The 13653-nt window shown below is 61.1% G+C and carries 14 protein-coding genes; 9 read left to right on the forward strand and 5 right to left on the reverse strand.

Features of this window, described 5'->3' with window-relative positions:
* The first annotated feature begins 151 nt into the window (after positions 1-151).
* The 3 genes from ACM6IO_RS23130 (at position 152) to ACM6IO_RS23140 (ending at position 2739) form a co-directional block, all read left to right on the forward strand.
* Positions 152-940, forward strand: coding sequence for an SDR family oxidoreductase (locus ACM6IO_RS23130; protein ID WP_414912303.1), 789 nt, complete (start codon positions 152-154; stop codon positions 938-940).
* 24 nt (positions 941-964) lie between these two features.
* A complete protein-coding gene (locus ACM6IO_RS23135) occupies positions 965-2074 on the forward strand; it encodes an NAD(P)/FAD-dependent oxidoreductase (RefSeq protein ID WP_414912304.1) in 1110 nt (369 codons plus the stop codon).
* Positions 2075-2145: 71 nt separating this feature from the next.
* The gene (locus ACM6IO_RS23140; RefSeq protein ID WP_414912305.1) at positions 2146-2739 is read left to right on the forward strand and encodes a DinB family protein; all 594 of its coding nucleotides are present in this window, start codon (positions 2146-2148) and stop codon (positions 2737-2739) included.
* Here ACM6IO_RS23140 and ACM6IO_RS23145 read toward each other — a convergent pair.
* Both ACM6IO_RS23145 and ACM6IO_RS23150 read right to left on the reverse strand, forming a co-directional pair.
* A complete protein-coding gene (locus ACM6IO_RS23145) occupies positions 2660-3580 on the reverse strand; it encodes a LysR substrate-binding domain-containing protein (protein ID WP_008043533.1) in 921 nt (306 codons plus the stop codon). The two genes, ACM6IO_RS23140 and ACM6IO_RS23145, sit on opposite strands and share 80 nt — an antisense overlap.
* A gap of 421 nt (positions 3581-4001) precedes the next feature.
* Entirely contained in the window at positions 4002-4889 is an 888-nt protein-coding gene (locus ACM6IO_RS23150) for a LysR substrate-binding domain-containing protein (RefSeq protein ID WP_223416416.1), read from the reverse strand.
* Between the two features lie 221 nt (positions 4890-5110).
* Here ACM6IO_RS23150 and ACM6IO_RS23155 point away from each other — a divergent pair, with 221 nt between their 5' ends.
* The 3 genes from ACM6IO_RS23155 to ACM6IO_RS23165 are packed head-to-tail and all read left to right on the forward strand — an operon-like array spanning position 5111 to position 7365.
* On the forward strand, positions 5111-6127 hold the full coding sequence (locus ACM6IO_RS23155) for an aldo/keto reductase (protein WP_414912306.1): 1017 nt from the start codon (positions 5111-5113) through the stop codon (positions 6125-6127).
* A 2-nt stretch (positions 6128-6129) separates the two neighbouring features.
* Complete coding sequence (locus ACM6IO_RS23160; RefSeq protein WP_192496279.1) at positions 6130-6927, forward strand: SDR family NAD(P)-dependent oxidoreductase; 798 nt, start codon at positions 6130-6132, stop codon at positions 6925-6927.
* A gap of 27 nt (positions 6928-6954) precedes the next feature.
* Positions 6955-7365, forward strand: a complete 411-nt coding sequence (locus ACM6IO_RS23165; protein ID WP_414912307.1) for an SRPBCC family protein — start codon at positions 6955-6957, stop codon at positions 7363-7365.
* 426 nt (positions 7366-7791) lie between these two features.
* On the opposite strand, the gene ACM6IO_RS23170 is transcribed toward ACM6IO_RS23165, so the two are convergent.
* Entirely contained in the window at positions 7792-9186 is a 1395-nt protein-coding gene (locus tag ACM6IO_RS23170) for a sensor histidine kinase (RefSeq protein WP_207286492.1), read from the reverse strand.
* Positions 9164-9847 carry a response regulator transcription factor gene (locus ACM6IO_RS23175; protein ID WP_008028105.1) on the reverse strand — a complete coding sequence of 228 codons (684 nt, stop codon included), beginning with the start codon at positions 9845-9847 and terminating at the stop codon, positions 9164-9166. The genes ACM6IO_RS23170 and ACM6IO_RS23175 overlap by 23 nt, the downstream gene beginning before the upstream one ends.
* A gap of 148 nt (positions 9848-9995) precedes the next feature.
* Here ACM6IO_RS23175 and ACM6IO_RS23180 point away from each other — a divergent pair, with 148 nt between their 5' ends.
* The gene (locus ACM6IO_RS23180; RefSeq protein WP_008043539.1) at positions 9996-10331 is read left to right on the forward strand and encodes a hypothetical protein; all 336 of its coding nucleotides are present in this window, start codon (positions 9996-9998) and stop codon (positions 10329-10331) included.
* 78 nt (positions 10332-10409) lie between these two features.
* Here ACM6IO_RS23180 and ACM6IO_RS23185 read toward each other — a convergent pair whose 3' ends face one another.
* The gene (locus tag ACM6IO_RS23185; RefSeq protein WP_008043540.1) at positions 10410-11021 is read right to left on the reverse strand and encodes a glutathione S-transferase; all 612 of its coding nucleotides are present in this window, start codon (positions 11019-11021) and stop codon (positions 10410-10412) included.
* Between the two features lie 372 nt (positions 11022-11393).
* On the opposite strand from ACM6IO_RS23185, the gene ACM6IO_RS23190 reads away from it, so the two are divergent.
* Entirely contained in the window at positions 11394-11798 is a 405-nt protein-coding gene (locus ACM6IO_RS23190) for a TraR/DksA family transcriptional regulator (RefSeq protein ID WP_007907888.1), read from the forward strand.
* A 581-nt stretch (positions 11799-12379) separates the two neighbouring features.
* A complete protein-coding gene (locus ACM6IO_RS23195) occupies positions 12380-13603 on the forward strand; it encodes a methyl-accepting chemotaxis protein (protein WP_225602348.1) in 1224 nt (407 codons plus the stop codon).
* The last annotated feature ends 50 nt before the right edge of the window (positions 13604-13653 follow it).

Here is a 13653-nt window from a genome sequence, read left to right on the forward strand (position 1 = left end):
CTTCAACCGTGAGGTTGTCATGGCTGAGGTTCTGGACGATCCATTCGTGATAATCCGGAACAATTGAATTGCCGAACAAGCCCGATTCCCAGGGGTATCCCGACGGCGCACGGTGGTAACGTTAGGTTTTCGAATCGTCGGGAGCATCGTCATGGAATTGGGCATATCGGGTCGCTGGGCGATTGTCTGCGCCGCCAGCAAGGGCTTGGGGCTGGCCTGTGCGCGAGCCTTGGCGAAGGAGGGCGTGAACCTGGTGATCAACGCCCGTGGCGACGAAACGTTGCAAGCCGCCGCCGCAGAATTGCGTGGCCTGGCGCCGAGCATCGAAGTGCGCACGGTGGCCGGCGACATCAGCGAACCGGCGGTCCGCGAACAAGTATTGGCGGCCTGCCCGCAGGTGGACATCCTGATCAATAACGCCGGTGGCCCGCCGCCGGGTGACTTCCGCGACTGGCAACGCGAAGACTGGTTGAAGGCGCTGGATGCCAACATGCTGACGCCCATCGAGCTGATCAAGGCTTGTGTCGATGGCATGGCCGAGCGTGGTTTTGGACGCGTCGTCAACATCACCTCCGGTGCGGTGAAGGCGCCAATCGATGTGCTGGGCCTGTCCAACGGCGCCCGCAGCGGCCTGACCGGTTTTATCGCCGGGCTCGCGCGGCAGTCGCGGCTGGCCGGGCACAACGTCACGATCAACAATCTGTTGCCCGGCCCGTTCGAGACCGAGCGTCTGCACAAAACCCTGAGCGCCGCCGCCGAGGCCAATGGTGCCAGCGTTGAGAGCATCAGCGCACAGCGGCGCAAAAATGTGCCGGCCCAGCGTTTTGGCCAGCCCGATGAGTTCGGCGCCTATTGCGCATTCATCTGCAGCGCCCACGCTGGTTTCCTGACAGGGCAAAATCTGTTGCTGGACGGCGGCAGTTATCCCGGCACGTTTTGATCGTTTAAAAGGAGCGCAGGGCAGGTGAGTGTCGATATCGAATGCGTGGTGGTCGGGGCCGGCGTGGTCGGGCTGGCGGTGGCCAGAGCGTTGGCCCGCAGCGGGCGCGAAGTGATTCTGGTCGAAGCCGGCGAGGGCATTGGCGTGGGCATCAGTTCGCGCAACTCGGAAGTGATCCACGCCGGCATCTATTACCCGAGCGGCAGCCTCAAGGCGCAATTATGCGTGGAGGGCAAACAGCGCCTTTACGCCTTTTGTGATGAGCGTGGCGTCGGATATCAGCGACTGGGCAAGCTCATCGTCGCCACTGATGATGTCCAGCGCGGGGCGTTGCAGAAGTTGTTGGAGCAGGGCGCCCGCAACGGTGTCGAAGACTTGCAATGGCTGGACGCCAACCAGGCCCGTGACCTTGAACCGGCGCTGTCCTGCGTCGCCGCGCTCTGGTCGCCCTCTACCGGGATTGTCGATTCCCATGCCCTGATGCTGGCGCTTCAGGCGGACGCCGAGGCCGCCGGGGCGTCGATGGCGTTTCATACGCCACTGATGTCGGCCCGATGCAGTGAACGCGGTTTCGAATTGCAGATGGGCGGCGTCCAGCCGATGACCCTGAGCTGCCGCGAGTTGATCAATTGCGCCGGGTTGTCCGCCCCGCAGGTGGCGAGCCGCATTCAGGGCCTGTCGTCGCAGCACGTGCCAACGGCTCGTTTGTGCAAGGGCAGCTATTTCAGTTTCAGCGGCCGCGCGCCGTTCCGGCACCTGGTTTATCCGGCACCGGAGAGTGCCGGGCTGGGGGTGCACATGACCCTCGATCTGGGTGGACAAGCGCGTTTCGGACCGGATGTCGAGTGGGTTGATCACGTCGATTACCGCGTCGATCCGCGCCGTGCCGATGGTTTCTACGAGGCCATCCGGCGTTACTGGCCCGCCTTGCCCGATGACAGCCTGCAACCGGCCTACAGCGGCATCCGCCCGAAAATCACTGGCCCGACAGAACCCGCCGCCGACTTCATCATCAGCGACCCCGCCACGCATGGCGTGCCCGGACTGGTCAATCTGTTCGGCATCGAATCGCCGGGGCTGACCAGTTGCCTGGCGCTGGCCGAGCGGGTAACGCAGGCACTGGGCGACCGATGATCAGCGTTTGAGCTGCCACGCCTCACGAGGACTATGCTTTGCAGTGCGCCCATCACAATGGGAGACCTCTGATGATTAACGTACGCACAGCCCGCATGCTGGCCGATTACAAACGCTGGGCCGATCAACGTCTCTTTGACAGCCTGGCCGATTTGCCACCGGGCGAGGTCAACAAAGAACGGGTCTCGGTGTTCAAGAACATGATTGGCACGCTGAACCACATCTACGTCGTGGACTGCATCTGGCAGGCCCACCTCGAAGGCCGGGGGCACGGCTTCAAGACTTCGCACGATCTGCTGCATCCCGATCTCGCCGATCTGCGCATGGCACAAAAAGACATCGATCACTGGTACTGCGACTGGAGCGAACGCCAGACCGACGCCTCGCTGGATAGACCCCTGGAGTTCACGTTCGTCTCGGGCGAAAGCGGCACCATGAGCGCCGGCGCGATGCTGCTGCACGTGGTCAACCACGCCAGTTATCACCGTGGCTGGGTGATTCAGATGTACTTCGACATTCCGGCCATGCCGCCGATGACGGACCTGCCGATCTTCCTGCGTGAGACCGATCCGGATTTCAATTCGCTCAACCCCCCGGCAGTGGCGCCGACATGTGTTGGGCAATTCGCGCGCGCAACCAACGTTCTGCCGGATCGTTATCGTTGACCCCGTTCCAGACCATCGACAGTTCGGACAAGTTGATGTCAAACGGCGGGTCATCGGCGCGCAACTGGCTGCTGCCTTCGATCAGCGCACACGCGGCGTAATCCGGCACCGTGGCGAGCATGTCGGTGCCGGCCAGCAAGGCGCGCAGCCCGGCAAACTGCGGCACTGCCAACACCACGCGGCGTGAACGGCCGATGCGCGCCAGGTCATTGTCGATGGCCCCGGTCAGGTCCCCGGAAAACGACACCAGCGCGTGCGGCCGCTCGCAGTAATCATCCAGCGTCAGGACACCGGGCCGACTGTCACCGCGCAAGATCTTCACGCTCAGGTCGCGCAGTTTCTTGCGCTTGGCGTTGGCCGGCAATTCGGTGGTGTAGCTGATCCCGACAGAAATCTCGCCGCTGGCGAGCATCGACGACATCAGCAGGAAATTCACCCGTCGCACCACCACCACGACGTTCTGCGCCTCTTCGCGGATCTGCTTGAGCAGCGGCGGAAACAGACCGAACTCGGCGTCGTCGGACAGGCCGATGCGGAACACGTCACGGCTGGTGGCCGGGTCGAAATCCTTGGCCCGGCTGACCGCCCCGGAAATGGTGTCCATCGCCGGCTGCAACTCCTTGAGAATCTGCAGAGCGCGCTGGGTCGGCTCCAGCACACGACCGTTGCGCACCAGCAGCGGGTCATCGAACAGATCACGCAATTTGGCCAGCGAAGCGCTGACGGCAGGCTGGCCGAGGAAAAGCTTTTCCCCGGCCCGGGTCAGGTTCTTTTCGAACATCAGGGTTTCGAAAATCACCAGCAGGTTCATGTCCACGCGGCGCAGGTCGTTGCGGTTCATGGCGGGGCTACTCGCAGGGGGCGGGGTCTTTCCAGTAAAGCACCAAACCTTTGTCAGCGATGATCCCTGTAGGAGCTGGCTTGCCAGCGATGGCGTCCGTGAAATCGCCATCGTCGGAACGCCGCCCGCAGCAAGCCGGCTCCTACAGGTTTGGTGTGAACCCCCATACCTGAACATCCCGCGATTCTGTAGGAGCCAGGCTTGCCGGCGAAGGGGTCCATGAAATCGCCATCGTCGGAACGCCGCCCGCAGCAAGCCGGCTCCTACAGGTTTGGTGTGAACCTCTCATACCTGTACATCCCGCGATTCTGTAGGAGCCAGGCTTGCCTGCGAAGGCGTTCATGAGATCGCCTTCGCCGGCAAGCCTGGCTCCTACATGGGTCGCGTTTGGCGGACGGGTATTCTGATCATCCCCCCTTGCTTATGGCTCAGTCAGCACCTTCCTGAACGTCTCCACCAACGGCCGCAAATTCACCCGGTGCCACGCTGCCCACAGCGGCGTGGTAAATGAAATCCACGGCACCTCCCGCAGCACCACACCCGGCGGTGCATTGCGGCTCAAGCCTTTCTGAATCATCGCAATCCCCAACCCTGACGCCACCAGCCCAAGCGCGGTGAACGGCTCGGTGGCCTCCATGCGGATGTCCGGGGTGAAACCGGCGCGGATGCAGGCGCTGATGAAGTCGTCGCGGCTCGCGCAGTTCTGGCGGTGTTGCACGCCGATCCATTCCTGATCGGCCAGATCTGCCGGGGTCAGTTCCGCTTGCAAGGCCAGCGGATGATGCTCGGGCAGCGCCAGCAGCATCGGGTCGTCCAGCACCTGAAAACCCAGCAGGTCCGGATCGTCGGCGACGGGTGGTTCGCTGACCAGTGCGATATCGAGACTACGCTGACGCAGGCCTTCGAGTTGTTCGGCGGAGCTGAGGTTGTACAGCGCGACGTGCACGTTCGGCCGGTCGACCCGCAGCACGCGCAGGGCATTGGGCAAGACGCCGGCGTGCATGGCGTTTTCGATGTAGCCGATGCACAGGCCGCCTTCTTCACCGCGACCCAGGCGTTTGCCGAGGGATTCCAGGCGATTGGCGTGGGTCAGCAGGGCGCGGGTTTCGGCGAGAAAGGTCTGGCCGTCGCGGGTCAGGCGGATGCGTTGCTGGCTGCGCTCGAACAGGGTCAGGCCCAGGCGTTCCTCAAGCTGGGCGATCTGCCGGCTCAGGGGCGATTGGGAAATATGCAGGCGTTCGGCGGCGCGACCGACGTGTTCTTCTTCGGCGACGGCGACGAAGTAGCGCAATTGGCGGATGTCGATCATGTCAGACCTATAGGGACTCAAGTGCTGCGCATTATGTCTTGGACGGTCCGATCCTCGCAATCTAGGATTGGCTCAACGGTAAAGCAAACACCGCTCTTTGTAGGAGCCGGCTTGCTGGCGATTGAAGCGACGAGGTGTGCCTGACAGGACGCCATCGTCGGAACGCCGCCCGCAGCAAGCCGGCTCCTACAGGTTTACGAGACATTCGAGAGGATTTTTTCATGAGCTTGAAAGACAAACTGCCCGGCGCGCTGGGTTTCGGTACCGCCCCATTGGGCAATATGTTCCGCGCCATCCCTGAAGAAGAAGCGCTGGCCACCGTGCACGCCGCCTGGGATGCCGGCGTGCGTTACTTCGATACCGCACCGTTTTACGGTTCGGGCCTGTCGGAAATTCGCTTGGGCGCCGCGCTGTCCCAATACAACCGCGACGATTATGTGCTGAGCAGCAAGGTCGGGCGGGTGATTCTGGATGAAGTCGAAGACGCAGCCGCCCGTGATCTGGGTGAGAAGAGCGGCGTGTTCGAACACGGCCGCCCGAACAAGATCGTCAACGATTACAGCGCCGACGCGACGATGCGTTCCATCGAAGACAGCCTCAAGCGCCTGCAAACCGATCGTCTGGACATTGTTTGGGTCCACGACATCGCGCAGGACTTCTACGGTGATCAATGGCTGGAATACTTCAACCAGGCCCGCACCGGCGCGTTCAAAGTGCTGACCCGTTTGCGCGAAGAAGGCGTGATCAAGGGGTGGGGCCTGGGTGTGAACAAGGTCGAGCCGTGTGAACTGACCCTCGACCTGACCGAAGCCCAGCCGGACGGTTTTCTGCTGGCGGGCCGCTACACGCTGCTTGATCACGACCGTGCCCTGCAACGCCTGATGGATGCCGCGCTGGCGCAGAACGTAGAGATCGTGGTCGGTGGTCCCTACAGCTCGGGGATTCTGGCCGGCGGTGCGCATTTCGAATACCAGAAGGCCAGCCCGGCGATTATCCATAAAGTCGAGCAGATCAAACGTATCGCGGCGGCTCACGGCGTCGACGTCAAGGCCGCTGCATTGCAGTTCTCCCTCGCTAACCCGGCCGTTGCCGCCGTGATTCCAGGTTCCAGCCGTCCGGACCGGATTGCTGAAGATGTGGCTGCGTTGTCAGCCGTCATTCCCGCTGCATTCTGGCAAGCCATGCGCGACGCGAAACTGGTGTCCGAACGCGCTCCATTACCCCTCGCAGGAGTTTGAACATGAAGATCGATCTGACTGGAAAACTCGCCATCGTCAGCGGCAGCACCGCCGGTATTGGCCTGGGCATCAGCAAGGCACTGGCCGAGTCCGGTGCGACGGTGGTGGTGATCGGCCGCGAGACGGCCAAGGTCGAGCAGGCGCTGGCGAGCATTCGCCAGAGCGTGCCGGGCGCGCAACTGCGTGGCCTGACCGCGGACCTCGGCACCGCCGAAGGCGCCGAGCAATTGTTCGCCGCCGAGCCGCGAGCGGACATTCTGGTGAACAACCTCGGGATCTTTAACGAGGTCGATTTCTTCGACACGCCGGACAGCGAGTGGACGCGGTTCTATGAGGTCAACGTGATCTCCGGTGTGCGCCTGTCGCGGCATTACGTGCCGGACATGGTCAAGCAGGGCTGGGGCCGGGTGATTTTCCTGTCCTCGGAATCCGGGATTGCGATCCCGGCGGACATGCTCAACTACGGCGTGACCAAAAGCGCCAACCTCGCGGTGTCTCATGGCCTGGCCAAACGGCTGGCGGGCACGGGCGTGACGGTGAATGCGATCCTGCCAGGCCCGACGTTGACCGATGGCCTGGAGCAGATGCTCAAGGAAGCCACGGCTGAATCGGGGCGCAGTGTGCGCGAAGAAGCCGATGCGTTCGTGCGCAAGGCCCGGCCGACGTCGATCATCCAGCGCGTGGCAGACGTCGAGGAAGTCGCCAACCTGGTGGCTTACATCGCTTCACCGCTGTCATCGGCCACGACCGGTGCCGCCCTTCGAGTCGACGGCGGTGTCGTCGACAGCCTGGCGATCTGAATTTTTTTATTGAGGAGAGAGGACTGCATGGCAACTGCATCAGCGTTTATCGACATCCCGGCTTCGGCCGACAAGGTTTGGCAATTGATCGGCGGCTTCAACTCGTTGCCGGACTGGCTGCCGTTTATTCCCAAAAGCGAACTGAGCGAAGGCGGGCGGGTGCGCAGTCTGCAAACCGCCGATGGCGCGGTAGTGGTGGAACGGCTTGAGTCGTTTGATAACGCCGGGAAGACGTATAGCTACTCGATTTTGCAGGCGCCGTTTCCGGCGACTGATTACCTGGCGACGATCCGCGTTGAAGCGCAGGGCGAGGGCGCCCGGGTGACCTGGTCGGGGCGGTTTGCACCGGTCGGTGTGACCGAAGATGAAGTGGCGACGTTGTTTGCCGGAATTTACCAGGGTGGCCTCCAAGCCCTGCGGGCCAACTACCCCGTGTAAACCCGATCCCCTGTAGGAGCCAGCTTGCTGCGGGCGGCGTTCCGACGATAGCGCCCGCAAAATCGCCATCGCCAGCAAGCCGGCTCCTACAGGTTTTGTGTTAACCCAATATCCCGAACATCCCCCCAATTCTGTAGGAGCCAGGCTTGCTGGCGATAGCGCCCGCAAAATCGCCATCGCCAGCAAGCCGGCTCCTACAGGTTTTGTGTTAACCCAACATCTCGAACATCCCCCCAATTCTGTAGGAGCCAGGCTTGCCGGCGATGGCGTCCGTGAAATCGCCATCGCCAGCAAGCCGGCTCCTACAGGTTTCGCGTTAATCCCAACTCTCGAACATCCCCCAATTCTGTAGGAGCCAGGCTTGCCGGCGATGGCGTCCGCAAGATCGCCATCGCCAGCAAGCCGGCTCCTACAGGGGGGGCTGTGTCAAGTCTGGGCAATCAGGCTCTGTCGGCAATCGAGCACCAACCGTGCGCCGCCCGATTCGCTGTCAGCCACTTCAAGCGTAAACCCATGCAGGCTGACAATCGCCGCGACGATCGACAAGCCCAGCCCGAAGCCGCTTTGCTGATTGCCGCCCTCGGCGCGATAGAAGCGCTGAAACACCGCCTCGCGCTCGGCCAGCGCAATGCCGGGGCCGGAGTCGAGCACTTCGATCCGCGTATGCCCACCTTCGTTGATCCCGCGCAAAATCACCTCGCCCCCCGGCGGCGTGAATTTGATCGAGTTGCTCAACAGGTTGGCCACCGCCTCGAACAGCAACGCCCGGTCGCCGTTCAATGGCGGCAGAGTGTCAGGCAATTGCAGCTTGAACGTCAGTTCGCCTTCTTCCGCCAACGGCAGATAAAAGTCGTGCAGCTCCTGCAACAACGGCACCGGATCCAACTGCACAAAACCGGAACGCCGCTGACGATCCTCCAGCTCGGAGATCCGCAGCAACCCGCGAAAACGCGCCATCAGCGTATCCGCTTCGGCGAGCACCGAATCGAGTTGTGTCGCTTCTGCCGACCCTTCGCCAGCCTGTTGCTGCATGCGGTACAACTGCGCCCGCAAGCGGGTCAGCGGCGTGCGCAAGTCGTGGGCGATGTTGTCGCACACGCCCTTGACCTCGTTCATCAAACGCTCGATGCGTTCGAGCATGGCGTTGACGATGGCGGCGAGCATGTCCAGTTCGTCGCGGCGATTGGACAGCGGCAGGCGTCGGGTCAGATCCCCGGCGACGATGGCCTCGGCGCTGGCCTGAATCCCGCGAATGCGTCGCAACGGTCGACGGCGCAACAGGTGCCATCCGACGATGCCCGGCAAAATGGTCAGGGTCACGCCCCAGAACAACGCGTGCAGAATGATGCGGGTCACGGCGAACAGCGAACCGTTGTCGCGCACCAGAATCAGCCAGCGACCGTCCCGTGTCTGGGTTGCCACGGCGTCGCAACTGTCGGCGGGCAGCGTCGGGTCATCGGAGTCGGCGCAGTCGCTGAGCATGTGGATCTTGCCGTCCAGCGGCAAACCTTTAGGAATGTGGCGCAGGGCACCGTTGAGGTAGCGATGCTCGGCATCGAACAGGCCGTAGGCGTCGATGCCGCGAATATCGAAAGTCATGCTGACGGCGAGGGCGTCCAGCAGTTGCTCGCCGGAAAAGCGTGAAAACAAATGCTGACGTTGCATCAGCGAGTGCTTGGCCAGGTTGTCCAGGTAGGCGGACACCTCGTAATACATGACCCCCATGAGAATCCCGCTCCAGAGCACGAACAGCGAACTGTAGAGCGCCAGCAACCGGCTGCTGGAAGAGCGCCAGCCTTTAGAGGGGTTCGGCAATGACATAACCCGAGCCTCGCACGGTCCGAATCAGTGGGACATTGCCGGGCGGGTCGATCTTCTTGCGCAGGCGGCCGATGTGCACGTCGATCAGGTTGGTGCCGGGGTCGAAGTGATAACCCCAGACCTCTTCGAAAATCATCATCCGCGACAGAATCTGCCCGGTGTTGCGCATCAGGAATTCCAGCAACTTGTACTCGGTGGGCAACAGCGTCAGCAACTGGCCGTCGCGGCTGGCTTCGTGGCTGATCAGGTTCAGTTCCAGGTCCGCGACCCGCAGCGTGGTGGCCTGGGCGGTCACGGTGTTCTGCCGGCGCAGCAGCACTTCGACCCGGGCGGCCATTTCATCGGTGGCAAACGGTTTGGTCAGGTAATCGTCACCGCCGGCGCGCAAACCGCGCACACGTTCATCGACATCGGAGAGGGCGCTGATCATCAGGATCGGCGTCGCCACGCCCATGGTCCGCAGCGTCGTGACGATCGCCAGGCCATCGAGCTCGGGCAACATGCGGTCGAGGGTGATCAAGTCATAGTTGCCATTGACCGCGCGCTCCAGACCTTCACGGCCATTGTCGACCCAATCCACGTCGAGGCCGTGGCTGCTCAGTTCGGCGACGATCTCCCGGGCGGTCACGGCGTCGTCTTCGATGGTCAAGATGCGGGTCATAGGGCGGACCTGATAGTCAGTTCAAGGCAAGTGTGTGGGCATTCTGCCAAGAAATGCCGGCGACTTTTTAAATTAACTTTCATGTGGCTCATGGAGCGGCCCGGAACATTGATATCATCTGGCCACAACCTTGAAAGGGAGTTCGACTGTGCGCACTTTGATTCGCCGTGGCGGGATGTCGATTGTTGTGTTGTTGCTGTGTGTCATCAGCGGGAGTGCCTTGGCGGGAAACACTCCGTGTTCGGGGAAGAAGGGCGGTATCGATCGTTGCGATGGCGACCTGTTCCTGTGTAATGACGGCTCTATCAGCGCCTCGAAGAAAAGCTGCTCGGCACTTTATGGCGGTTCAAGCCAGGCTCGCCCGCAAACCTTATTGCAGAGCTCCGATGGTTGCACCTGCGGCTCAGGTTCGTTTTGCACCGGCCCACGAGGCGGGGTGTATTGCCTGACACCCAGCGGTAATAAGAGCTACAAACGCAAGTAGCTCATCTGCAATGCATAAAAAATCGCGAGCAGGCTCGCTCCTACAGCAGACCGCGTTCTCCTGCTGTCAGGTGCAACACTATTCAATCGGTGTACTCACAAACGCCTCAAGCCCCTCGGCATAGTCGGTAAACGCACTGATCAGCGGAAACTGCCAGGCATCCACCTGATCCGGCACCACCAGACGGGTAAAGCTCCAGGCCACCGCCAATGTAATCCCGTCCTGATCAATCGAACCGTCAGTCTTCAACGGTCGCAGTTCCAGCTCCCGTTCCAGTGCCGAATACGCGGCCGCCAATTGCCCCTCGACCCGTTCCACCCACGGTTCGAACTGAATTTCCGCGGGCCGCAGGTTGCGTTCGTAATAAAGCTGCACCGACTTCTCGCAGGCTGCCAATGCCAGGCCGATCAAGCGCAACGAACGCAGGCGTTGGTTCAGGTCCTCTGGCATCAGGCTGTTACCCGGTCCGGCCAGTGCCTCCAGGTAATCGATGATCAACGTCGAGTCGATCAACACCTCGCCGTCATCCAGCACCAGCGTCGGCGCCTTGACCACCGGGTTGATCTGCTGGAACTGCTCGAAGTGCCGAAACACCGAAACCGACTGATGATCGAGGTCGATGCCCAGGCGTTTGGCAGAAATGGCAACGCGTCGCACGTAGGGCGAATCCAGCATGCCGATCAGCTTCATTGAACCTCTCCTCAAGATTTTCCATTTCGGGAGGACAACCTTAGCTGAGGTTCATTGCCCTGCAAATGTGCTCGGTAAACACCACCGTTGAGGCCATTTGTCTTCTATATACAGCCGCTCGGTTGAATTTCTTGCTATAAACGCACTCCGATAACCACCGTAAAGGCTGACATAGAGCACTTTCGGGGCTTTGTCGGACAAATTCGCTGTCTTTTCAGTTGCTGAGGCCTCAAGTCGGCCTTAGACTGCCGCCCCTCGTAAATTGAGTGCCGGGTGGCGCTTGGAATAAACGGCGCCTTTCCGATGGCCAGACCAGGTCCGCCGGAACGCTCCCTAATTCGCCTTAATGCACGTTTTTTTATAGAGATATCAATGACAAAGGACAAGTTGCTGGCCATGCCGGCGGATGACTACATGAATGCCGAGCAACATGCTTTTTTCTCTGAGCTGTTGCAGAACATGAAAGTCGAAACCCATGAGCGCATCGAACAGAACCGCATCGCCATCGAAAGCCTGGATACCCCGGCCGATCCGGCTGACGCAGCTTCTGTCGAAGAAGAGCGCACCTGGCTGGTGAACGCGATCGATCGCGACCAGCGCATGCTGCCTCAGTTGGAACAGGCGCTGGAGCGCATCAAGGAAGACAGCTTCGGCTGGTGCGACGACAGCGGCGAGGCCATTGGCCTGAAGCGTCTGCTGATCAGTCCGACCACCAAGTACTGCATCGAAGCGCAAGAGCGTCACGAACAGATCGACAAGCACCAGCGTCAGGCCTGATTTCGTAGCGCCCCGCATCGCGGGCAAGCCTCACTCCTGAAGGAGCAAGGCTTGCCCGCGATGCTTTTTTTCGTCTGCGAAAAACCTCGCGCACTTCTATTGATCTGCTGCAACGACCACTACTAATGGACCATGGATAATGGCCCTCTAGTGGCGTTTAATGCAGTCACAACAATTAGAAGACGCATGGGGTGACGAAGATGACGAGAGACGGATCTCTGGTTGGGGCATTGCCTGCACCAGTGTTTGCACCGAAGACCCGCTGGCTGACGCCGACGCTGCAAAGCATCGCCCTGATGCTCTTGCTGTGCGGCATGACGCTGGGTGGCTGGCCGCTTTACGTTGGCTTGCCGTTGGCCGTCCTGATTATCTGGCTTCCTCGGCTCCGTTCTCGTGCCATTCCCTTAGAACCATCTGCCGACAACTCCAGCGCCATCGCCGAACTGACTCGCGATCTTTCCTACACCACCAGTCATAACGCCTTGTCGGCCGCCGGCGTGGCTTTTTCGGTCAAGCAACTGGCCGACAAACTGCAATCGCAACTCGGTGCCGCGGCACAGATTGTCAGCAACGCTGAAGTGATGATCGCCACCGAACAAGCCACCTCGACACTCAGTCGAACGGCCCTCAGTGCCGCCAGCGAAGCGCATCAGAGCAGCGCGGCAGGGCGCACGGAGCTGGTCGAATCCATCACCCGCATGCATCAACTCAGTCAGCGCGCGAGCAACAGTCGTGAGCTGATCGAAGCCCTGAGCCTGCGCAGCGACGATATCCAGCGGGTCACGCTGGTGATCCAGTCCATTGCCAGCCAGACCAATCTGCTGGCATTGAACGCGGCCATCGAAGCGGCACGGGCCGGGGAGCACGGTCGCGGGTTTGCGGTGGTCGCCGACGAGGTTCGCGGCCTGGCCGCGCGCACAGCGACGGCGACCGGCGAAGTCGGCGAGATGGTTGCCGATATCCAGCAACGCACCGCGCAAGTGGTGGAGCAGATCCGGCAGCTGTCCAGCGACCTCGACATCGGTGTCCAGCAGGTGGAACACACCGGCCAGCACCTGGAAAACATTGCCCGCCTGGCGGCAGGCGTCGAAAGTCAGGTCGGCGATATTGCCAAGGGCGCCGACACCAACCGCGAACAACTCGACAGCCTGTTTCACGCCATCGAGCAGATGCGCAGCGATCTGGCGATCAGCGATCAACAGACTCAGCGTCTGGCGCAAGCCGCGGTGCAAATGGAAGGTCAGGCCGAAACCATCAGCGAGCGTCTGGCCGAGGTCGGACTGGATGACTATCACCAGCGGATTTATGACCTGGCCCGCGAAGGCGCGCGTCAGATTACGGCACGCTTTGAGGCGGATATCGACCAGGGGCTTGTCAGTCTCGATGACTTGTTCGACCGCAGTTATCAGGCCATTCCTGACACCAGTCCGGCCAAGTACCAGACCCGTTTCGACCGCTACACCGATAAGGTTTTGCCGGCGATTCAGGAACCGTTGCTGCCGCGCCATGAAGGCCTGGTGTTTGCCATCGCCTGCACGCAGCAAGGTTATGTGCCGACCCATAACAAGGTTTTCAGTCAGCCACTGACTGGTGATGCGCAGGTCGATACGCTGCAAAACCGCACCAAACGCAAATTTGCCGACCGTACCGGGATTCGTTGTGGCAGCCATCAACAGGCTGTTTTGTTGCAAACCTATACGCGGGACACGGGGGAGTTGATGCACGATCTTTCGGTGCCGATCATGCTCAAGGGGCGGCATTGGGGTGGTTTGCGGTTGGGGTATAAGCCGCAGGGGGCTCGTTGATAGGCATTGTATTAGGGGGCGTGTGTATATCCGTTTCTGTGGTAATGGCG

The sequence above is a fragment of the Pseudomonas sp. IT-P44 genome (genome assembly GCF_949768225.1).
GTDB lineage: Bacteria > Pseudomonadota > Gammaproteobacteria > Pseudomonadales > Pseudomonadaceae > Aquipseudomonas > Aquipseudomonas migulae.

Excerpts from the sequence above, each read along its gene's own strand:
- ACM6IO_RS23155 (WP_414912306.1), top strand. The coding sequence starts at position 5,111 with ATGAGCTTGAAAGACAAACTGCCCGGCGCGCTGGGTTTCGGTACCGCC.
- ACM6IO_RS23145 (WP_008043533.1), bottom strand. The coding sequence starts at position 3,580 with ATGAACCGCAACGACCTGCGCCGCGTGGACATGAACCTGCTGGTGATT.
- ACM6IO_RS23165 (WP_414912307.1), top strand. The coding sequence starts at position 6,955 with ATGGCAACTGCATCAGCGTTTATCGACATCCCGGCTTCGGCCGACAAG.
- ACM6IO_RS23185 (WP_008043540.1), bottom strand. The coding sequence starts at position 11,021 with ATGAAGCTGATCGGCATGCTGGATTCGCCCTACGTGCGACGCGTTGCC.
- ACM6IO_RS23175 (WP_008028105.1), bottom strand. The coding sequence starts at position 9,847 with ATGACCCGCATCTTGACCATCGAAGACGACGCCGTGACCGCCCGGGAG.
- ACM6IO_RS23160 (WP_192496279.1), top strand. The coding sequence starts at position 6,130 with ATGAAGATCGATCTGACTGGAAAACTCGCCATCGTCAGCGGCAGCACC.
- ACM6IO_RS23130 (WP_414912303.1), top strand. The coding sequence starts at position 152 with ATGGAATTGGGCATATCGGGTCGCTGGGCGATTGTCTGCGCCGCCAGC.
- ACM6IO_RS23195 (WP_225602348.1), top strand. The coding sequence starts at position 12,380 with ATGATCGCCACCGAACAAGCCACCTCGACACTCAGTCGAACGGCCCTC.
- ACM6IO_RS23150 (WP_223416416.1), bottom strand. The coding sequence starts at position 4,889 with ATGATCGACATCCGCCAATTGCGCTACTTCGTCGCCGTCGCCGAAGAA.
- ACM6IO_RS23190 (WP_007907888.1), top strand. The coding sequence starts at position 11,394 with ATGACAAAGGACAAGTTGCTGGCCATGCCGGCGGATGACTACATGAAT.
- ACM6IO_RS23140 (WP_414912305.1), top strand. The coding sequence starts at position 2,146 with ATGATTAACGTACGCACAGCCCGCATGCTGGCCGATTACAAACGCTGG.
- ACM6IO_RS23170 (WP_207286492.1), bottom strand. The coding sequence starts at position 9,186 with ATGTCATTGCCGAACCCCTCTAAAGGCTGGCGCTCTTCCAGCAGCCGG.